This is a genomic window from Pseudomonas sp. F-14 TE3623, assembly GCF_053629015.1.
In genome coordinates, this window is the sequence record NZ_JBRJHM010000001.1 from 744,012 (window position 1) to 760,739 (window position 16,728).

Here is a 16,728-nt window from a genome sequence, read left to right on the forward strand (position 1 = left end):
ACGAGGAATTCTGATGGATCGTTACGTCGTATTCGGTAATCCGATTGGCCACAGTAAGTCGCCGTTGATCCATCGTCTGTTCGCCGAGCAGACAGGGCAAAAACTGGACTACAGCACTTTGCTGGCGCCCCTCGATGATTTTTCCGGCTGTGCCCAGGCATTTTTCCGCGAAGGGCGCGGGGCGAATGTGACGGTGCCGTTCAAGGAAGATGCCTATCGTTTGGCGAACAGTTTGACCAAGCGAGCGCAGCGGGCCGGCGCGGTGAATACCCTGAGCAAACTGGCCGATGGCAGTCTGCTGGGTGACAACACCGATGGCGCCGGGCTGGTGCGGGACCTGACGGTCAACGCCGGATTCAGCCTTGCGGGCAAACGCATCCTGCTGCTCGGGGCCGGCGGTGCGGTGCGCGGGGCGCTGGAGCCATTGCTGGCGGAGCAACCGGCGTCGGTGATCATCGCCAACCGCACAGTGGAAAAAGCCGAATTGCTAGCGGAATTGTTCGCGGATCTGGGGCCGGTATCGGCCAGCGGTTTCGATTGGTTGCGGGAGCCGGTGGACCTGATCATCAATGCTACGTCCGCCAGTCTGTCAGGCGATATACCGCCGATTGCCAGCAGTTTGATCGAGCTGGGCAAGACGGTTTGCTACGACATGATGTACGGCAAAGAACCGACCTCGTTCTGCCGCTGGGCCAGCGAGCACGGTGCGGCGGTGACGATGGATGGTCTGGGAATGTTGGCCGAGCAGGCGGCGGAAGCTTTCTATCTGTGGCGCGGCGTGCGCCCGGATACAGCGCCGGTGTTGGCCGAACTCCGCCGCCAGCTCGCGCTCTAGGCTTTTGTGGCGAGGGGGCTTGCTCCCGTTGGACGGCGAAGCCGTCCCAAAACTGCCACGACCGCTGCGCGGCCGAACGGGGGCAAGCCCCCTCGCCACAGGCCGGTGTTTATTCCAAGGTGGGATGTTTCAATCTTCGAAGCGAATCGGGCATTTCTCCGCGCCCTCTAGCTTTCTCAATTCCTCCACCACCTGTGGCCGTGCCCGCCGCAGGGTCAGGCTGCGATCCTGGCGCAGCAGCCGTCGCGCTTCCTGGTGCAGCATTTCCACGCCCGAATAGTCGATGAAGTTGATCTGCTGCGCCTCGATCACTACCCGCGCGCCGTGCATCCGTTGCAAACGCACCTGCAGGTAATGGCTGGCGCCGAAAAAAATTGAACCGCCAACTCTCAGAATGTCTTCGTCGCCCTCACGCCAATGCTGCACCCGTGGTTGCGAGGTGCGTTTGAGGTAGAAGAACAGCGAGGCCAGCACGCCGGCATAGATCGCCGTTTGCAATTCCAGCAACAGCGTCGCGACACAGGTCAGCGCCATGACCAGAAACTCGGCACGGCTGACCCGCAACAAGGCGCGAATGCCGCGATGGTCGACCAATCCCCAGGCGATCAACAAAATGCTGCCGGCCATCGCCGGGATCGGAATGTGCGCGATCAATACCGCACCGAAGATAGCGAACAATGCCACCCACACCGCTGAAAAAACCCCCGCCAACGGTGAGCAGGCACCGGCGTCATAGCTCAGGGCCGAGCGGGTGAAGGAACCGGCTGACAGCGAGCCGGAAAAAAACGCACCGACCATGTTCGAGAAACCCTGGGCGCGGACTTCTTGATTGGCGTCGAGCAACTGCTGCGAGCGCGCCGACAAGGAGCGGGCAATCGACAGGCTCGTCACCAGTCCGAGCATGCCGACCGCCACAGCACTAGGCAGCAGACGCAACACCAAGTCCAGATCCAGCGGCAACGGGCTAAAGGGCGGCAGTCGTCCGACAAAGGCGCTGACCAACTGCACATGACCGAACATCGCTGGCCACAGCCACACCAGCAACCCGCTCAGGGCCAGAGCGATCAACAGCGTCGGCCAGCGCGGCAACAGCAATTTCAGCACGATGCCCACTGCGACCGTGGCCAGGCCCAGTACCAGCGAGGGTTTGTCCACCTCACTGAGATGACTGAACAGCAGCACCAGGCTGTTCAGCGCCGTGGCCTGGTTGGGCACATCCAGCCCCAGCAAGTTAGGCAGTTGCCCAATGGCAATCACCACCGCTGCTCCAAGGGTGAAGCCCAGCACCACCGAGTGAGAGACGAAATTCACCAGGGCACCGAAACGCAGCAAACCCAGCAGCCACTGGAAAATGCCCGCAAGGAGTGTCAGAAGCAGGATCAGCGTGACGTAATCTTGCGACGCAGGGACGGCCAGAGGACTGACGCTGGCGTATAGGACGATGGAAATGGCCGCCGTAGGACCGCAGATCAAATGCCACGACGAACCCCAGAGGCAGGCGATCAGCACCGGGATGATCGCGGCGTACAAGCCATATTCCGGTGGGAGACCGGCGATCAGGGCGTAGGCAATGGATTGCGGCAACGCGAGAATCGCGCCACTCAGGCCGACAATCAGATCACGGCCGACGCTGGCGCGGGTTTGCCGGGGCAACCAGGTCAGGAAGGGGAAGAGTGAATGGCGGCTGGGGAAGGCCATGGGTCCTCTCGGGTGGGATTTTGCGCAAGAGTATCAGGACAGGCGCCTGTGGGAGCGAGCCTGCTCGCGATGAGGCCCTGTCAGTCACATTAATGTTGAATGACACGCCGCTATCGCGAGCAGGCTCGCTCCCACAGGGTTCAGAGCTTGGCTTTGACCGCCGGCAACGCATCCTTCCCGTCCACGGTCTTCACACCGTCCAGCCACTTATCCAACACCGCCGGGTTGGCTTTGATCCAGGCCTTGGCCGCCTCGGCATTGCTGACCTTTTTGTTCACCACCTCGGCCATGATGCTGTTCTCCATTTCCTGGGTAAAAGTCAGGTTGGTGAGCAGCTTGCCGACATTCGGGCAGGCCTGTGCATAACCTTTGCGGGTCAGTGTATAAACGCTGCCGGTGTCACCGAAATACTTCTCGCCGCCCTTCAGGTAATGCATTTTCAGCTGCACGTTCATCGGGTGGGGCGTCCAGCCGAGGAAGGTCACGAACTTCTGTTTCTTCACCGCGCGAGACACTTCGGCCAGCATCGCCTGCTCACTGGACTCAATCAGCTTCCACTGACCCAGATCGAAGTCGTTCTTCTTGATGATCTCTTGCAGCGAAATGTTCGCCGGGGCCCCGGAGCCGATGCCATAGATCTTTTTGTCGAACTTGTCGGCGAATTTATTCAAGTCGTTAAAGTTATGCACACCCGCGTCCCAAACGTAATCCGGGACCGCCAGCGTGAACTCGGTGCCGTCGAGGTTCTTCGCCAGTTGCGTAACGTCGCCGTTGGCCACGAACTTGTCGTAGAAGCCTTGCTGCGCCGGCATCCAGTTACCGAGGAATACATCCACCTGGCCATCCTTCAGACCGCCAAAGGTGATCGGCACCGCCAGCGTGTCGACCTTGGCCTTGTAGCCCATGCCATCCAGCAGAAACCCGGTGATGGCGTTGGTTGCAGCGATGTCGCTCCAGCCAGGGTCGGCCATTTTCACCGTCTCGCAGCTTTGCTCGGCATAGGCCGAGGCACTGCCCAGAGCCAGAAGCCCGACCGTCAGTACTGTGGATAACCTTTGCATGGACTTCCCCTTAACATTATTGGTTTTGGCAGGGTTGTGGATAACGTGCTTTACGTTCCAGATCGTCGAGGTCGATGTGGTTGCGCATGTACTGCTGACTGGCGTCCACCAGCGGCTGGTGATCCCAGCTCTTCAGCTTGCCGATGGTCAGGGCGTCGGCGATGAAACGCCGGCGTCGCTGACTGGCGAGCACCTGTTGGTGGATCGCCGGGATATCCCATTTGGCCCGCGCTTCGGCGAGAAACTCCTCGAAAAGCTGCCGATGTTGCGGCGATTGGCTGAGTTCTTCTTGTTCCTTCGGATCGTTATGTACGTCGAAGAGTAGACAAGGGTCGTCTTCGCTGTAGATGAATTTGTAGGCACCACGGCGAATCATCATCAACGGGCTGATGGTGCCTTCGGCCATGTACTCGCCGAACACCTCGTCGTGACCGCCCTGCCCTTGCAGGTGCGAAACCAGCGAGCGGCCGTCCAGCGGCAGACCCGGTTCCAGAGAGCCGCCGGCCAGTTCGACAAAGGTCGGCAACAGATCGGCAGTGGACACCGCAGTGCTGACCCGCCCGGCCCCGAATTGCCCTGGTGCACTGATCAACAGCGGTACACGGGCAGCCATTTCGTACCAGTGCATTTTGTACCAAAGGCCGCGCTCGCCGAGCATGTCGCCATGGTCACCGGAGAATACGATGATGGTGTCATCGATTAGTCCGGTTTCCTCGAGTGTTTGCAGAAGTTTGCCGACGTTGCTGTCGATATAGCTGCACGCACCGAAGTAGGCACGGCGCGCGTCGCGAATCTTATCCACAGGCAGCGGCTTGTCCCAAAGGTCATAGACCTTGAGCAAACGCTGGGAGTGAGGGTCGAGTTCATCCTGTGCGGGTGTTTCGGGTAAAGGGATGTCGGCATCGTCGTACATCTCCCAGAAAGCTTTGGGAATTGTGTACGGATCGTGTGGGTGAGTCATCGACATGGTCAGGCAGAACGGCTGATCGCCATCCTCGCGGATGTGGTCGAACAGGTATTGCTGGGCCTTGAATACCACCTCCTCGTCGAAATCCAGTTGATTGGTTCGCACGCAGGGCCCGGCTTGCAGGACCGATGACATGTTGTGATACCAGGTTGGGCGTACGTCCGGCTCATCCCAGTTCACCGACCAACCGTAATCGGCCGGATAGATGTCGCTGGTCAGGCGTTCTTCATAGCCGTGCAACTGGTCCGGGCCGCAGAAATGCATTTTGCCCGACAGAGCGGTGCGATAACCGAGGCGCCGCAGGTAATGGGCATAGGTTGGAACGTCGGCGGGGAAATCGGCCGCGTTGTCGTAGGCGCCGATCTTGCTCGGCAACTGACCGCTAACCAGGGTGAAACGCGACGGCGCGCAAAGGGGGCTATTGCAATAAGCGGCGTCGAACACCACGCCTTCGGCGGCGAGGCGGCTGAGATTCGGCAGTTTGATGGGCGAAGGGCCGTAGAACGGCAACATTGGCGCGGCCATTTGATCGGCCATGATGAAAAGAATATTTTTGCGCTTCATGTGATCGCGGCATTCCATAGTGGATATTTATGCGAGAGTGCTGTGATCGAGCATGGAGTCCATAATCTTTGTGGTAAAGCCCATGCCAGGCAATGACTAGGATAAGCACAGCTTATGTATGACGCCCTCGGTGATTTGTCCCTGGACCTGCTGCGTGCTTTTGAAGCCGCGGCCCGGCAACGCAGTTTCACCGCCGCTGCGGTGGAGCTCGGCACCACGCAACCGGCCATCAGTCAGCAGATCAAACGATTGGAAGAACAGCTCGCTACCCGGTTGTTCGATCGTATTTATCGCGGTATCGAGCTGACTGAGGCCGGGACTATTCTGTTTGAGCAAGTTCAGCTCGGTTTGCAGAACATCGATGCAGGATTGAGCGCGATCAGCGCACAACAACAGCACGAAGTATTGCAGGTGGCTACCGACTTTGCCTTCGCTGCGTACTGGCTTATGCCGCGCCTGCACCGCTTCCATACCGCCAACCCTCAAGTGGACGTCAGCCTGGTCACCAGCGAACGCAGCCACAACATGCTGCGAACCGATATCGATGTGGCGGTGCTGTTCGGCGATGGCCGGTTCAAGCAAGGCGAGAGCCATTGGCTGTTCAGCGAAGAGGTGTTTCCGGTGTGCAGTCCGCTGCTATTGAAGGACCGTCCCCTGCCCTTGCCGGCACAGGCATTGCTGGAGTTTCCGCTGCTGCACCTGCGAGGCGAAAACAGCAGCAACTGGTTCGACTGGAGCGGCGTGTTTCGCGAGTTGGGAATCACCTCGGCCCCAGCGCCGGGGCAACTGCGCTTCGACAATTACACCCTGCTGATTCAGGCGGCGATTGGCGGCCAAGGCGTCGCAATCGGATGGCGACACCTTGTGGATAACTTGTTGGCGCAAGGTCTGTTGTGTCGCCCGATTGCCGACACGGTGATTTCCCGGCTGGGCTATTACGTGGTTCTGCCCCAGCGCAAACGGCGTGGGGCGCTGATTCAACTGTTTGTGGATTGGTTGATGGCGGAACAGGCCAGCAGTGCGCAATCGCTCAATGGCCTCCCTTTACCTTCGATTGCGGTGTAGACGGGGGTTGGACGATTTTTACTATTCCGACGTCGCAATAAAACTCACGTGCTCACCAACATGCAGGTTCAGGTGCAGCTCATCGGCAATTCCTACAGCTACCCTGTTCAGCCGTTCCAGCGCTGCGGCCAGGCCAGGTTCCAGGCTACTGCTGACGTGACTGAAATGCTCGATGGTCAACCCGGGCACGCGGCGTGGTGCATTTACCAAGGTCCAGTGCAACGAGCTGCTTTGCAGAGCTTCGCGGATTTCTTCGGCGGCGTGGCGTTGTAACGGGTCTTCGATTTCCGGGTCGTCCAGCACCTCGAAATCGCCCACCACAAACAGCCGGGAAATGCCTGCGGCCTGCATGCCGTCGATCAGTGCATCCACCGCTAGCACCTCTTCGACCGGGCCGGGCACGATGGATTTTTCGATGTGTTCACTGTTCATCGGCAACCCTGGCGCATCGAGCAGGCAGATCACCGCCGAACAGCCGGCCACGCTCTGCTTGACCCGCTTGGCATCGAACAGATCACCAGCCTTGGTGCGTAAACCCGGGCGCGGCGCGAGCGCGTTCAGGTCATCGAGAATCGCGATCACTTCATGCTGGCGCCGCAGCATTTCAGCCATCAGCGCACTGCCCAGGCTACTCATGGCACCATAAAGCACTACCTTCACCACCGGGGTTTCGGCATTTTTCATGGCCGTGCTCCCTACTATTCGGCGTATATGGTGTGTGACCTGCGGGAAGCGGCGAGGGTTCGACAAGGTTTCAGAGAGAGTCAGATGCAAACGATCAGGGGTTACCACGCCCATGTCTATTTCGATGCCAGCACCCTGCCGCAGGCACGGGCCTTGTGTGAGCAGGCAGCGCAATTGTTTCCGCTGAAGATGGGTCGCCTGCACGAACGCCCGGTCGGCCCGCATCCAGACTGGAGCTGCCAATTGGCGTTCGAGCCGCAACACCTCGGCGCGGTGTTGCCGTGGCTGGCACTCAACCGCAAGGGATTAGTGATATTCCTGCACCCGGACACGGGCGACGATCTGCTCGACCACACCGAGCACGCGATCTGGATGGGCGCAATCCGGCCGCTGAACCTGTCTGTTTTCTGATCAGAGTTGTTCTTGGACCTCGCCAGGCAAGTGCTCGTCCAGATGCAGCCACGGCAAACGACTGTCGGTCCAGATATGCCGCTCGGCCGGCGCCTGCTCGGGATGGTCGAGAGTGGCGATGGTCACGTCGATGCTCTCGGGGCTGAGCTGCGTCACCAGCGCCAATTGCGCCCCACAGTTTGGGCAGAAATATCGCTCACAAGTAGACGAAGACTCGTACCGCGATGGGGTACCTGCCACCCAGGCAAATGCCGGCAAGGGCACGGTGATCCAGGTGGTCACGATCCCGCCGCTGACCCGTCGGCAAATCGAGCAATGGCAGTGAGCGATGTCGTGCAATGGCCCGCTGAATTGATAGCGGATTTGTCCGCAGTGGCAGCCGCCGGTGTGAAGTTTGTCCATGTCTTTTGCTCCTGACCCCGTGTTTACGGCCTTTCAACCGGGCCGACGACCGGTTGTACATTCGGTCAATGCTTTCACTCGCGAAAGCTGGCTGAAAGCTTCCCCGATTAGGATCGCCCTCACTGCCGGCAACAGACCGGTTGGCCAATGCGAGTGTTTTATCGCCCGCCCGGTCCATTAAACAACAACAATGGTGATTCTGATGTCCGCTACTACCCGCCTCTTCGCTGTCACTCCGCCCGTACGTCACGTGCTTCCCGTTCTGCGCTGAGCCCATCCGGTTCGCCATTCCCTAGCCGCGCTACGCCTGGAGTATTCCTATGCTGACTTTCCTTGGCTTCGCCATGGTCATCACGTTCATGTTCCTGATCATGACCAAGCGCCTGTCCGCGCTGATCGCTCTGATCATCATCCCGATCATCTTCGCCCTGTTCGGCGGCTTCTCGCCGAAGATCGGCCCGATGATGCTCGAAGGCATTACCAAGCTCGCGCCGACCGGCGTGATGCTGATGTTCGCCATTCTCTACTTCGCCCTGATGATCGACTCCGGCCTGTTCGACCCGGCTGTGCGCAAGATCCTCAAACTGGTCAAGGGCGACCCGTTGAAAGTTTCGGTCGGAACCGCCGTACTGGCGCTCGTCGTTTCCCTTGATGGTGACGGCGCGACCACTTATATGATCTGCGTGGCCGCCATGCTGCCGCTCTACAGCCGTATCGGCATGAGCCCGCGGATCATGGCCGGTCTGATCATCCTCGCCGGTGGCGTGATGAACATGACCCCTTGGGGTGGCCCGACGGCTCGTGCGGCCAGTGCGCTGCATGTCGACCCGTCCGACATCTTTGTGCCAATGATTCCGGCGATGCTGGCCGGCGTGGTGGCGATCCTGGCGATTGCCTACTTCTACGGTAAACGCGAGCGTGCACGTCTGGGTGAACTGCACCTGGTCGGTGATGAAGTCGATCACAGCGAAATCAGCGTTTCGCAGTTCCCGGATGCCCGTCGTCCAAAGCTGATCTGGTTCAACGGCGCCTTGACCCTGGGGCTGATGTGCACGCTGGTCGCCGGCCTGTTGCCGCTGCCGGTGCTGTTCATGGTGGCGTTCAGTATCGCGATGATCGTCAATTATCCTTGCCTGCAAATGCAGAAGGATCGCATTGCGGCCCACGCCGGTAGCGTGTTGGCGGTGGTCGGGTTGATCTTTGCCGCGGGTATCTTCACCGGTATCCTGTCGGGCACCGGCATGGTCGATGCCATGTCGAAAAGCCTGCTGGCGGTCATCCCCGATTTCCTCGGCCCGTACCTGGCCGTGATCACCGCGCTGGTGAGCATGCCGTTCACGTTCTTCATGTCGAACGATGCTTTTTATTACGGCGTGTTACCGGTACTTGCCGAAGCCGCCAGTCATTACGGTATAACCGCGGTGGAAATGGCACGTGCCTCGATCGTCGGTCAGCCCGTCCACTTGCTGAGCCCGCTGGTACCATCGACTTACCTGTTGGTGGCCCTGGCCGGTATCGAATTCGGTGACCATCAGCGGTTCACCTTGAAGTGGGCAGTGCTGGTTTGCCTGTGCATACTGGTCGCTGCATTGCTGATGGGGATTTTTCCGCTGTTCAGCACTCTATAAGCTCAAGACTCACCATGACGGGTCCAAGCTTTGTTGTTTGAAGCCTGGGCCCTTCGTGGTTTAACACATCCTCAAAGGAATACACATGGAATGGCTGACCAACCCTGAAATCTGGGTTGCCTTCTTCACCCTGACTGCCCTGGAGATCGTCCTGGGCATCGACAACATCATCATGATCTCGATCCTGGTCAGCCGCATGCCCAAGCACATGCAGGCGCGCACCCGGATTTTCGGCCTGGCGCTGGCCATGATCACGAGGATCCTGTTGCTGCTGTCGATCACCTGGGTCATGCGCCTCACCGCAGACCTGTTCGAAGTCTTCGGCCAAGGGATTTCCGGGCGTGACCTGATCCTGTTCTTCGGCGGCCTGTTCCTGCTGTGGAAGAGCTCGCAAGAGATGTACCACGCGCTGGAAGGTGAAGATGAAGCCAACGACGAGCCGAGCGGCAAAGGTGGCAACTTCCTCTACACCATTATTCAGATTGCGATCATCGACATCGTGTTCTCGCTGGACTCGGTGATCACTGCCGTTGGCATGGTGTCCCATGTTCCGGTCATGGTCGCGGCGATTGTCGTTGCAGTGCTAGTGATGATGTGGGCTTCTGGCACCATCAGCGAGTTCATCGACAAGCACCCGTCGCTGAAGATGCTGGCGCTGTCGTTCCTGCTGCTGGTGGGTACCGTGCTGATTGCCGAATCGCTCGACGTGCACTTGCCAAAAGGCTACGTCTACTTCGCGATGGCGTTCTCGTTGGCGGTGGAAGCGATCAACATCAAGTTGCGCACCGCCATGGCGAGAAAGCGCAAACAGCAGGATCCGGTAAAACTGCGCAAGGATGTTCCGGGGCAGTAACCCGAACACCCTGCTATGACAAAGGGGCCTTCGGGCCCCTTTGTTATCTCTGCAGCAAACTGTTTTCATGACAGTTTTGTTTCAATCGCCTCTTTAGCTATGCGATGCTGGCGTCCAGACCATTAGCCAACTACAGCTTAAGTACAACGTAGAAAAACGCGCGGCACCGTTGACTTGCCCCACTGGGGCGCTACCACCACAGGGGGCCTGCATGCTCACCCTGCTCAATTTGTTATCGGCCGTGACCCTTTTGATCTGGGGCACGCACATCGTCCGAACCGGCATCCTGCGGGTTTATGGCTCCAACTTGCGCCATGTGATCGCCCATAACATGTCCAGGCGCTGGCTGGCGTTTGTCGCCGGGATCATGGTGACCGCCATGGTTCAGAGCAGCAATGCCACCGCCATGCTCGTGACCTCGTTTGTCGGTCAGGGCCTGATGGCGCTGACGCCGGCCCTGGCGACCATGCTCGGCGCCGATGTCGGTACCGCGCTGATGGCGCGGGTACTGACCCTCGACCTGTCATGGCTGTCGCCGCTGCTGATTTTCCTCGGGGTGATTTTCTTCCTGTCACGCAAGCAGACCCGAGTAGGACAGATGGGCCGGGTCAGCATCGGGTTAGGGCTGATCATTCTGGCGCTGCAGCTGATCGTCGAGGCCGCCGCGCCGATCACTCAGGCGCAAGGGGTGAAGGTCATCTTCGCCTCCCTGACCGGCGACATCCTCCTCGATGCCTTGGTCGGCGCGCTGTTCGCGATGGTTTCCTATTCTAGCCTGGCTGCCGTCCTGCTGACCGCGACCCTTGCCGGTGCCAGCGTGATCAGCCTGCCAGTGGCCATCGGCCTGGTGATCGGCGCCAACATCGGCAGCGGTATTCTTGCTTTCCTCAGCACCAGCATGCAGAACGCGGCCGGTCGTCAGGTGGCGCTCGGCAGCCTGTTGTACAAACTGATCGGCCTTCTGCTGATCATTCCGGTGCTCGACCCGTTGGTGCACTGGATCGACAGCCTCGACTTCAGCCCTCAGGAAATGGTCATCGGTTTCCACCTGCTCTACAACACCGTGCGTTGCCTGATCCTGTTGCCCAGCGTCGGGCCGATGGCCAAGCTCTGTGCGTGGTTGCTGCCAGAGCGGCCGGACATCAATGGCACAGCCAAACCGCGGCATCTCGACCCGACCGCCTTGGTTACCCCGAGTCTGGCGCTGGCCAACGCTGCCCGGGAAACCCTGCGCATCGGCGATCTGGTCGACAGCATGCTCGAAGCCATGCTCGACGTGCTGCGCGGCAAACAGACCGCCGTCACCCAGGAAATTCGTCGCCTGACCGATGATGTTGAAGCGCTCTACAGCGCCATCAAGCTCTATTTGGCACAAATGCCCCGCGAAGACCTCAGCGAGCAGGACAGTCGGCGCTGGGCGGAAACCATCGAGCTGGCGATCAACCTGAAACTCTCCAGCGACCTGATCGAACGCATGCTGCGCAAGGTTCAGCAGCAGAAAACCTCGCAACGCCGGTCTTTTTCCGAGGTCGGCCTGGAGGAGTTGGCGGGGCTGCACAGTCAGCTGATTGCCAACCTGCGTCTGGGGTTGTCAGTGTTCCTTAGTGCCGACCCGGAAAGTGCCCGCCAGTTACTGCGTGAGAAACGTCGCTTTCGCGCACAGGAGCGCCGCCTGGCCCACGCTCATGTCAGCCGTTTAAACCGTAAGATCGTGCAAAGTATCGAGACCAGTTCGCTGCATCTGGAACTGATTGCTGACATGAGACGCTTGAATTCGCTGTTCTGCAGCAGTGCCTATGCGGTGTTGGGCACTTCGGACACCGGCGCTCTGGCGGTCGACGATTTGACTGACATCACTCATTCACCCTGAACGTCCACAGTTACCTGAAGTCTGTTGAACTTACGCTGGTCGTACGGAAACTCGTTATGCGTTGTCTGCTGTTCGCTTGTCTGCTGCTTGGCTCACTGCCTTCATTTGCCCTGGATCGCTTTCAGGTCGAGGGCTACACCTTGCGCAACGGCCTGCAATTGGTCCTCAAACCGGGCACCGAGCGCGGGCATGTGGCGATCCGGTTGGTGGTTGGCGTGGGCCTGGATGATTTCAGCTGTGCCGACAAAGAGCTGCCGCATCTGCTCGAACACTTGTTGTTCAGCGGCATCGACGCCACCGGCGAAGGCGGTCTGGAAGAGCGCATGCAGGCCTTGGGCGGTGAGTGGAATGCCTACACCAGCAATGCCGACACGACTTTCGTCATCGAAGCCCCGGCGAAAAACCAGCGCAAGGTCCTCGACCTGTTATTGGCGCTGCTGACCCAGACCCGGATCGATGACAATGCGATCAACGTCGCCAAGCAAGTGGTCGAGCGCGAAGACGGTGGTCATTACTCGCACCTGCAACGCTGGCTGGATCGCCAGGACCTGGGCCACACCGCGAGTAATCAGTTGGCGGTGGAGCTGGGCCTCAAATGCCCCGAGCGCGCGCAAGTCGATCACCTGACCCGCGAGCAATTGGAGAAGGTGCGCAAGGACTGGTACGCGCCCAACAACATGACCCTGATCGTGGTCGGTGACCTCGACCGCTTGCTGCCGGCCTATCTGGAACGGGCCTATGGTGCGCTCGAAGCGGTTGAGCCTAGCGCTCACCTGCCGCTGCCAGACATTCAGGCCAGCGCGGCCCACGAGCGCAATTTGAGTAACGGTTTCGTCGGCGGCGGAGCCAAGTTGCACTGGCTGGTGCCGGAACCGGTGCTGGAAGACCAGCATGACGAAACCTTCGACCTGCTCAAGGACTATCTGGATTGGGCGCTCTATCGCCAATTGCGCCTGGCCCATAGGCTGTCCTACGGTCCCTCGGCCGAGCGCGAGGTATTTGGCGGGGTGGGCTTCATGAGCCTAAACGCCGACCTTGATCGCGACGACGTGCTGGCAGCGGAACAGGTGCTGGATGAGCTTAAAGCCGATCTACTCAAGAACGGCCTCGACGCTGCCACCTTCGCCCGTCTCAAGCAAGCCGCCATCGCTCGCCAGGCTTGGGCCGTGCAAGGCAACAGCGCCCTGGCGGACTATTACTGGAGCGCCCTTGGCGACTACGAGGACGGCCATTTCGTCAACCCGGCCAAGGCACTGCAAGACGTGACACTGGCCGAGGCGAACAAGGCAATGCGCGAGTTGCTGCTGCAACCGGGGTATCTGCGGATCGAGAAGCCGCTGGTGAGTTATGACCAGGTGATGTGGGCGATGGTCGGGGGCTTTGGACTGATGGTGCTTGGAGTATTGGCTTGGCGCGTTCACCGCAGACGATAGCCAATCCTGTTTGGACCGGGGCATGGTTTCCACCTGTGGCAAGGGGGCTTGTCCCCGTTCGGCTGCGCAGCAGTCGCAATATCAATGTATGCGGTATGTCAGATAAACCGGGTTGCCGTTTTTCAGGGCCGCTTCGCAGCCCAACGGGGGCAAGCCCCCTCGCCACAGGGCCTCCCGGGCGGTACCCTGTCGAGGATTTTCCCCACGACTATTGTGAATCGCCGAATGCCGAATCTGACCCTGTACGTACAGCGCATCCTCGAATTGATGAAGCGCTATCCCGGGGTCATTGCGCTTGGCGGTTTCATTTCAGGGGTTGGCAGCTTCATGCTGGTGGATCGCCAACAAGGGCTGGCGACCTGGATCACCACCATCATGCTGGTCAGCTGGGTCTGGCTGATGCTGGAAAACAGCCTCACCAAGCTGTTCGCCAGGGTCTTCAAGCGCGAAATACCCCAGCCACTGCTGCGTTACGCAACGCAGATGATCCATCAGGAAAGCCTGTTCTTCGTCCTGCCGTTCTTTTTAATCACCACCACCTGGAACAGCGGCCAGTTGTTCTTCACGGGATTACTGAGCATGGCGGCGCTGATTTCGATCATCGACCCGCTCTACTACAAATGGCTGGCACCGCGCCGCTGGGCGTTCCTGGCGCTGCACACCCTGACCCTGTTCGCGGCCCTGCTGACCGCCCTGCCCGTCATCCTGCACCTGACCACCGCCCAGAGCTTCAAACTGGCGCTGGGCATTGCCATGTTGCTGTCGTTCCCGAGCCTGGCCTCGATCTTCCCGATTCGCACCGTGCGCAATGCGTTGGCGATCCTCAGCATCACCGTCGGCATCGGCGCCGCCGGTTGGGTACTGCGCTCCTGGGTTCCGCCGGCGACCCTGTGGATGACCGATGTGGCGATCAGCACTCAAATGCAGGATCGAACCCCCGGCAAGAGCCTGGAAGAAGTCAGCGCCGAGCAGATTCGCGGCGGTGGGCTGTACGCGTACACCGCGATCAATGCCCCGCGGGGTCTGGCCGAGCGGATTTATCACGTCTGGATGTTCAACGGTAAAGAAGTCGACCGTATCCCGCTGGACATCAACGGGGGGCGCAAGGAAGGCTACCGCGCCTGGACCCACAAGCAGAACTTCCCCGGCAACCCCGCAGGCAAATGGCAGGTCCGGGTGCTGACTGAGGACGGTCAGCTGATTGGCGTGCTGCGCTTCAAGGTCCTGGACAGCACACCCATCAAAGAAAAGTAACGCGGTTCGTGCTATTAGTCAGATCTGCGTAATAGCCGAACAAGCACGGAGCTTATGACTAGCAGCACAATGCCCGGCAGTGCCCAACTGGACACCTCGCACAGCCCTGCCCTGTTGCGGGTCACGGGTGACTGGACGCTCGCCCATTACGCCGATCTCAGCCGCCTGAGCGAAAAGCTCCGTGGCCAATACGACAGCAACACCCACATCGATCTCAATGGCCTCGGCGCGCTCGATACGGCGGGTGCGTCATTGCTGGTGGAGCTGCTGGGGGCCGAGCGGCTGGGCAAATCTGCCGAACACCCCGATTGCACCCTTTCTTCCGCTGATCGCGCCTTGCTGCAGACGGTGTACTGCTCGCTGACCGATTTCTGCGTGCCGATCAAAGAACCGGAAATCAGCGTCGGCATTCAACTGCTGACCCGCATTGGTCGTGCGGTCGACACAGTCTGGCGGGACACGTTGCAACTATTGGGTTTCGTCGGCCTGATTCTGGAAACCATCGCTCGCGGGTTGTTTCGGCCCAAACGCTGGCGCCTCACGCCGATGGTCGCTCACATCGAGCAGACCGGCCTCGATGCCGCCCCCATCGTCGCCCTGCTGACGTTTTTGGTGGGCGCTGTGGTGGCGTTTCTCGGGGCGACGGTGCTGGCGAGTTTTGGCGCGAGTATTTTCACCGTGGACCTGGTGGCGTTCTCTTTTCTGCGGGAGTTCGGCGTGTTGCTCACGGCGATCCTGATGGCGGGCCGCACCGCCAGTGCGTTCACCGCGCAGATCGGTTCGATGAAGGCCAACGAAGAAATCGACGCGATCCGCACCCTCGGCCTCGACCCGATGGAGTTGCTGGTAGTGCCCCGCGTCCTGGCGTTGCTGGTGGCGCTGCCGATGTTGACCTTTCTGGCGATGGTGTCAGGGATTGTCGGAGGTGGCGTGGTCTGCGCGCTGTCGCTGGATATTTCGCCGGCGATGTTCCTGTCACTGCTGCAATCGGATATCGGCGTTCAGCACTTTCTGGTGGGGATCGTCAAAGCACCGATTTTTGCGTTCCTGATTGCCGCCATCGGCTGTCTCGAGGGCTTCAAGGTCAGCGGCAGCGCCGAGTCCGTCGGCGCGCACACCACGTCCAGTGTGGTGCAGTCGATTTTCGTGGTGATCGTGCTCGACGCCGTGGCTGCGTTGTTTTTCATGGAGATGGACTGGTGAGTCGTTTACCCCGAGCGCCTTCAGAGGCGGTGATTGAAGTCCGTGGGCTGTGCAATCGCTTCGGCCGGCAGAGCGTGCACGAGAACCTCGACCTGGACTTGTACAAGGGCGAGATTCTGGCGGTGGTCGGCGGTTCCGGCAGCGGCAAATCGGTGCTGCTGCGCAGCATTGTCGGCCTGCGTCAGCCCAGCGAAGGGCTGGTGAAGGTCTTCGGCAAGAACTTGCCGAGCCTGTCGGAACACGAGCGCTCGCTGGTGGAACGGCGGTTCGGTGTGTTGTTCCAGAAAGGTGCCTTGTTCTCTTCGCTCACCGTGACCGAGAACGTCGCCCTGCCCCTGATTGAACATGCCGGCCTGAGCCGTGCCGACGCCGAGCATCTGGCGGCAGTGAAAATGGCGTTGGCCGGGCTGCCGTTGTCGGCGGCTGACAAATACCCTGCTTCACTGTCCGGCGGCATGATCAAGCGCGCTGCCCTGGCCCGTGCCTTGGCCCTGGACCCGGACATCCTGTTTCTCGACGAACCCACCGCCGGTCTAGACCCGATTGGCGCCGCCGGTTTCGATCAACTGATCCTGACCCTGCGCGATGCCTTGGGCCTGAGTGTGTTTCTGGTGACCCACGACCTCGACACGCTCTACACCATCACCGACCGGGTGGCAGTGCTGGCGCAGAAGAAAGTGCTGGTGGCGGACGCCATCGACAAGGTGTCGGAAACCGATGATGCGTGGGTTCACGAATACTTCCATGGCCCTCGCGGCCGCGCGGCGCTGACGGCCGCTAACCAGCTCAACGAGGTCTGA

Annotated in this window: 15 protein-coding genes; 10 read left to right on the forward strand and 5 right to left on the reverse strand. The window is 60.0% G+C overall.

Features of this window, described 5'->3' with window-relative positions; genetic code table 11:
• The first annotated feature begins 13 nt into the window (after positions 1 to 13).
• Positions 14 to 835: a shikimate dehydrogenase gene (gene aroE / locus AB7M29_RS03425; protein WP_454246336.1), complete on the forward strand. Its 822-nt coding sequence runs from the start codon at positions 14 to 16 to the stop codon at positions 833 to 835.
• A 129-nt stretch (positions 836 to 964) separates the two neighbouring features.
• Here the strand turns inward: aroE and AB7M29_RS03430 are convergent, their stop codons facing one another.
• From AB7M29_RS03430 to betC, 3 genes are all read right to left on the reverse strand, one after another.
• Positions 965 to 2,533 carry a SulP family inorganic anion transporter gene (locus tag AB7M29_RS03430; RefSeq protein WP_454246337.1) on the reverse strand — a complete coding sequence of 523 codons (1,569 nt, stop codon included), beginning with the start codon at positions 2,531 to 2,533 and terminating at the stop codon, positions 965 to 967.
• Positions 2,534 to 2,673: 140 nt separating this feature from the next.
• Positions 2,674 to 3,594, reverse strand: a complete 921-nt coding sequence (gene choX / locus AB7M29_RS03435) for a choline ABC transporter substrate-binding protein (RefSeq protein ID WP_217857004.1) — start codon at positions 3,592 to 3,594, stop codon at positions 2,674 to 2,676.
• Between the two features lie 16 nt (positions 3,595 to 3,610).
• Positions 3,611 to 5,125: a choline-sulfatase gene (betC, locus tag AB7M29_RS03440; RefSeq protein ID WP_454246338.1), complete on the reverse strand. Its 1,515-nt coding sequence runs from the start codon at positions 5,123 to 5,125 to the stop codon at positions 3,611 to 3,613.
• Between the two features lie 114 nt (positions 5,126 to 5,239).
• Between betC and AB7M29_RS03445 the strand changes: the two genes are divergently transcribed.
• Positions 5,240 to 6,190 (forward strand): choline sulfate utilization transcriptional regulator, encoded by a 951-nt coding sequence (locus AB7M29_RS03445; protein WP_123720082.1) that lies wholly within the window; start codon positions 5,240 to 5,242, stop codon positions 6,188 to 6,190.
• Positions 6,191 to 6,211: 21 nt separating this feature from the next.
• Here the strand turns inward: AB7M29_RS03445 and AB7M29_RS03450 are convergent, their stop codons facing one another.
• Positions 6,212 to 6,874, reverse strand: a complete 663-nt coding sequence (locus AB7M29_RS03450; protein WP_217857007.1) for an NAD(P)-dependent oxidoreductase — start codon at positions 6,872 to 6,874, stop codon at positions 6,212 to 6,214.
• Positions 6,875 to 6,958: 84 nt separating this feature from the next.
• Here AB7M29_RS03450 and AB7M29_RS03455 point away from each other — a divergent pair, with 84 nt between their 5' ends.
• Complete coding sequence (locus tag AB7M29_RS03455; RefSeq protein ID WP_454246339.1) at positions 6,959 to 7,285, forward strand: DOPA 4,5-dioxygenase family protein; 327 nt, start codon at positions 6,959 to 6,961, stop codon at positions 7,283 to 7,285.
• On the opposite strand, the gene AB7M29_RS03460 is transcribed toward AB7M29_RS03455, so the two are convergent.
• Positions 7,286 to 7,687, reverse strand: a complete 402-nt coding sequence (locus AB7M29_RS03460; protein ID WP_454246340.1) for a GFA family protein — start codon at positions 7,685 to 7,687, stop codon at positions 7,286 to 7,288.
• A gap of 320 nt (positions 7,688 to 8,007) precedes the next feature.
• On the opposite strand from AB7M29_RS03460, the gene AB7M29_RS03465 reads away from it, so the two are divergent.
• The 7 genes from AB7M29_RS03465 (at position 8,008) to AB7M29_RS03495 (ending at position 16,728) form a co-directional block, all read left to right on the forward strand.
• Entirely contained in the window at positions 8,008 to 9,315 is a 1,308-nt protein-coding gene (locus AB7M29_RS03465; protein ID WP_052963541.1) for a CitMHS family transporter, read from the forward strand.
• An 85-nt stretch (positions 9,316 to 9,400) separates the two neighbouring features.
• Positions 9,401 to 10,168, forward strand: a complete 768-nt coding sequence (locus AB7M29_RS03470; protein WP_052963542.1) for a TerC family protein — start codon at positions 9,401 to 9,403, stop codon at positions 10,166 to 10,168.
• A 211-nt stretch (positions 10,169 to 10,379) separates the two neighbouring features.
• Positions 10,380 to 12,038 (forward strand): Na/Pi cotransporter family protein, encoded by a 1,659-nt coding sequence (locus tag AB7M29_RS03475; protein WP_123720076.1) that lies wholly within the window; start codon positions 10,380 to 10,382, stop codon positions 12,036 to 12,038.
• 56 nt (positions 12,039 to 12,094) lie between these two features.
• Entirely contained in the window at positions 12,095 to 13,471 is a 1,377-nt protein-coding gene (locus AB7M29_RS03480) for a M16 family metallopeptidase (RefSeq protein ID WP_454246341.1), read from the forward strand.
• A gap of 225 nt (positions 13,472 to 13,696) precedes the next feature.
• A complete protein-coding gene (locus AB7M29_RS03485) occupies positions 13,697 to 14,725 on the forward strand; it encodes a DUF5924 family protein (protein ID WP_217857011.1) in 1,029 nt (342 codons plus the stop codon).
• 54 nt (positions 14,726 to 14,779) lie between these two features.
• Entirely contained in the window at positions 14,780 to 15,928 is a 1,149-nt protein-coding gene (locus tag AB7M29_RS03490; RefSeq protein WP_454246342.1) for an MlaE family lipid ABC transporter permease subunit, read from the forward strand.
• Positions 15,925 to 16,728, forward strand: a complete 804-nt coding sequence (locus tag AB7M29_RS03495; protein ID WP_454246343.1) for an ABC transporter ATP-binding protein — start codon at positions 15,925 to 15,927, stop codon at positions 16,726 to 16,728. The genes AB7M29_RS03490 and AB7M29_RS03495 overlap by 4 nt, the downstream gene beginning before the upstream one ends.

Bases quoted from the DNA above. Each gene is read 5' to 3' on its own strand.
- aroE (WP_454246336.1), top strand. From the start codon at position 14: ATGGATCGTTACGTCGTATTCGGTAATCCGATTGGCCACAGTAAGTCG.
- AB7M29_RS03430 (WP_454246337.1), bottom strand. From the start codon at position 2,533: ATGGCCTTCCCCAGCCGCCATTCACTCTTCCCCTTCCTGACCTGGTTG.
- choX (WP_217857004.1), bottom strand. From the start codon at position 3,594: ATGCAAAGGTTATCCACAGTACTGACGGTCGGGCTTCTGGCTCTGGGC.
- betC (WP_454246338.1), bottom strand. From the start codon at position 5,125: ATGAAGCGCAAAAATATTCTTTTCATCATGGCCGATCAAATGGCCGCG.
- AB7M29_RS03445 (WP_123720082.1), top strand. From the start codon at position 5,240: ATGTATGACGCCCTCGGTGATTTGTCCCTGGACCTGCTGCGTGCTTTT.
- AB7M29_RS03450 (WP_217857007.1), bottom strand. From the start codon at position 6,874: ATGAAAAATGCCGAAACCCCGGTGGTGAAGGTAGTGCTTTATGGTGCC.
- AB7M29_RS03455 (WP_454246339.1), top strand. From the start codon at position 6,959: ATGCAAACGATCAGGGGTTACCACGCCCATGTCTATTTCGATGCCAGC.
- AB7M29_RS03460 (WP_454246340.1), bottom strand. From the start codon at position 7,687: ATGGACAAACTTCACACCGGCGGCTGCCACTGCGGACAAATCCGCTAT.
- AB7M29_RS03465 (WP_052963541.1), top strand. From the start codon at position 8,008: ATGCTGACTTTCCTTGGCTTCGCCATGGTCATCACGTTCATGTTCCTG.
- AB7M29_RS03470 (WP_052963542.1), top strand. From the start codon at position 9,401: ATGGAATGGCTGACCAACCCTGAAATCTGGGTTGCCTTCTTCACCCTG.
- AB7M29_RS03475 (WP_123720076.1), top strand. From the start codon at position 10,380: ATGCTCACCCTGCTCAATTTGTTATCGGCCGTGACCCTTTTGATCTGG.
- AB7M29_RS03480 (WP_454246341.1), top strand. From the start codon at position 12,095: ATGCGTTGTCTGCTGTTCGCTTGTCTGCTGCTTGGCTCACTGCCTTCA.
- AB7M29_RS03485 (WP_217857011.1), top strand. From the start codon at position 13,697: ATGCCGAATCTGACCCTGTACGTACAGCGCATCCTCGAATTGATGAAG.
- AB7M29_RS03490 (WP_454246342.1), top strand. From the start codon at position 14,780: ATGACTAGCAGCACAATGCCCGGCAGTGCCCAACTGGACACCTCGCAC.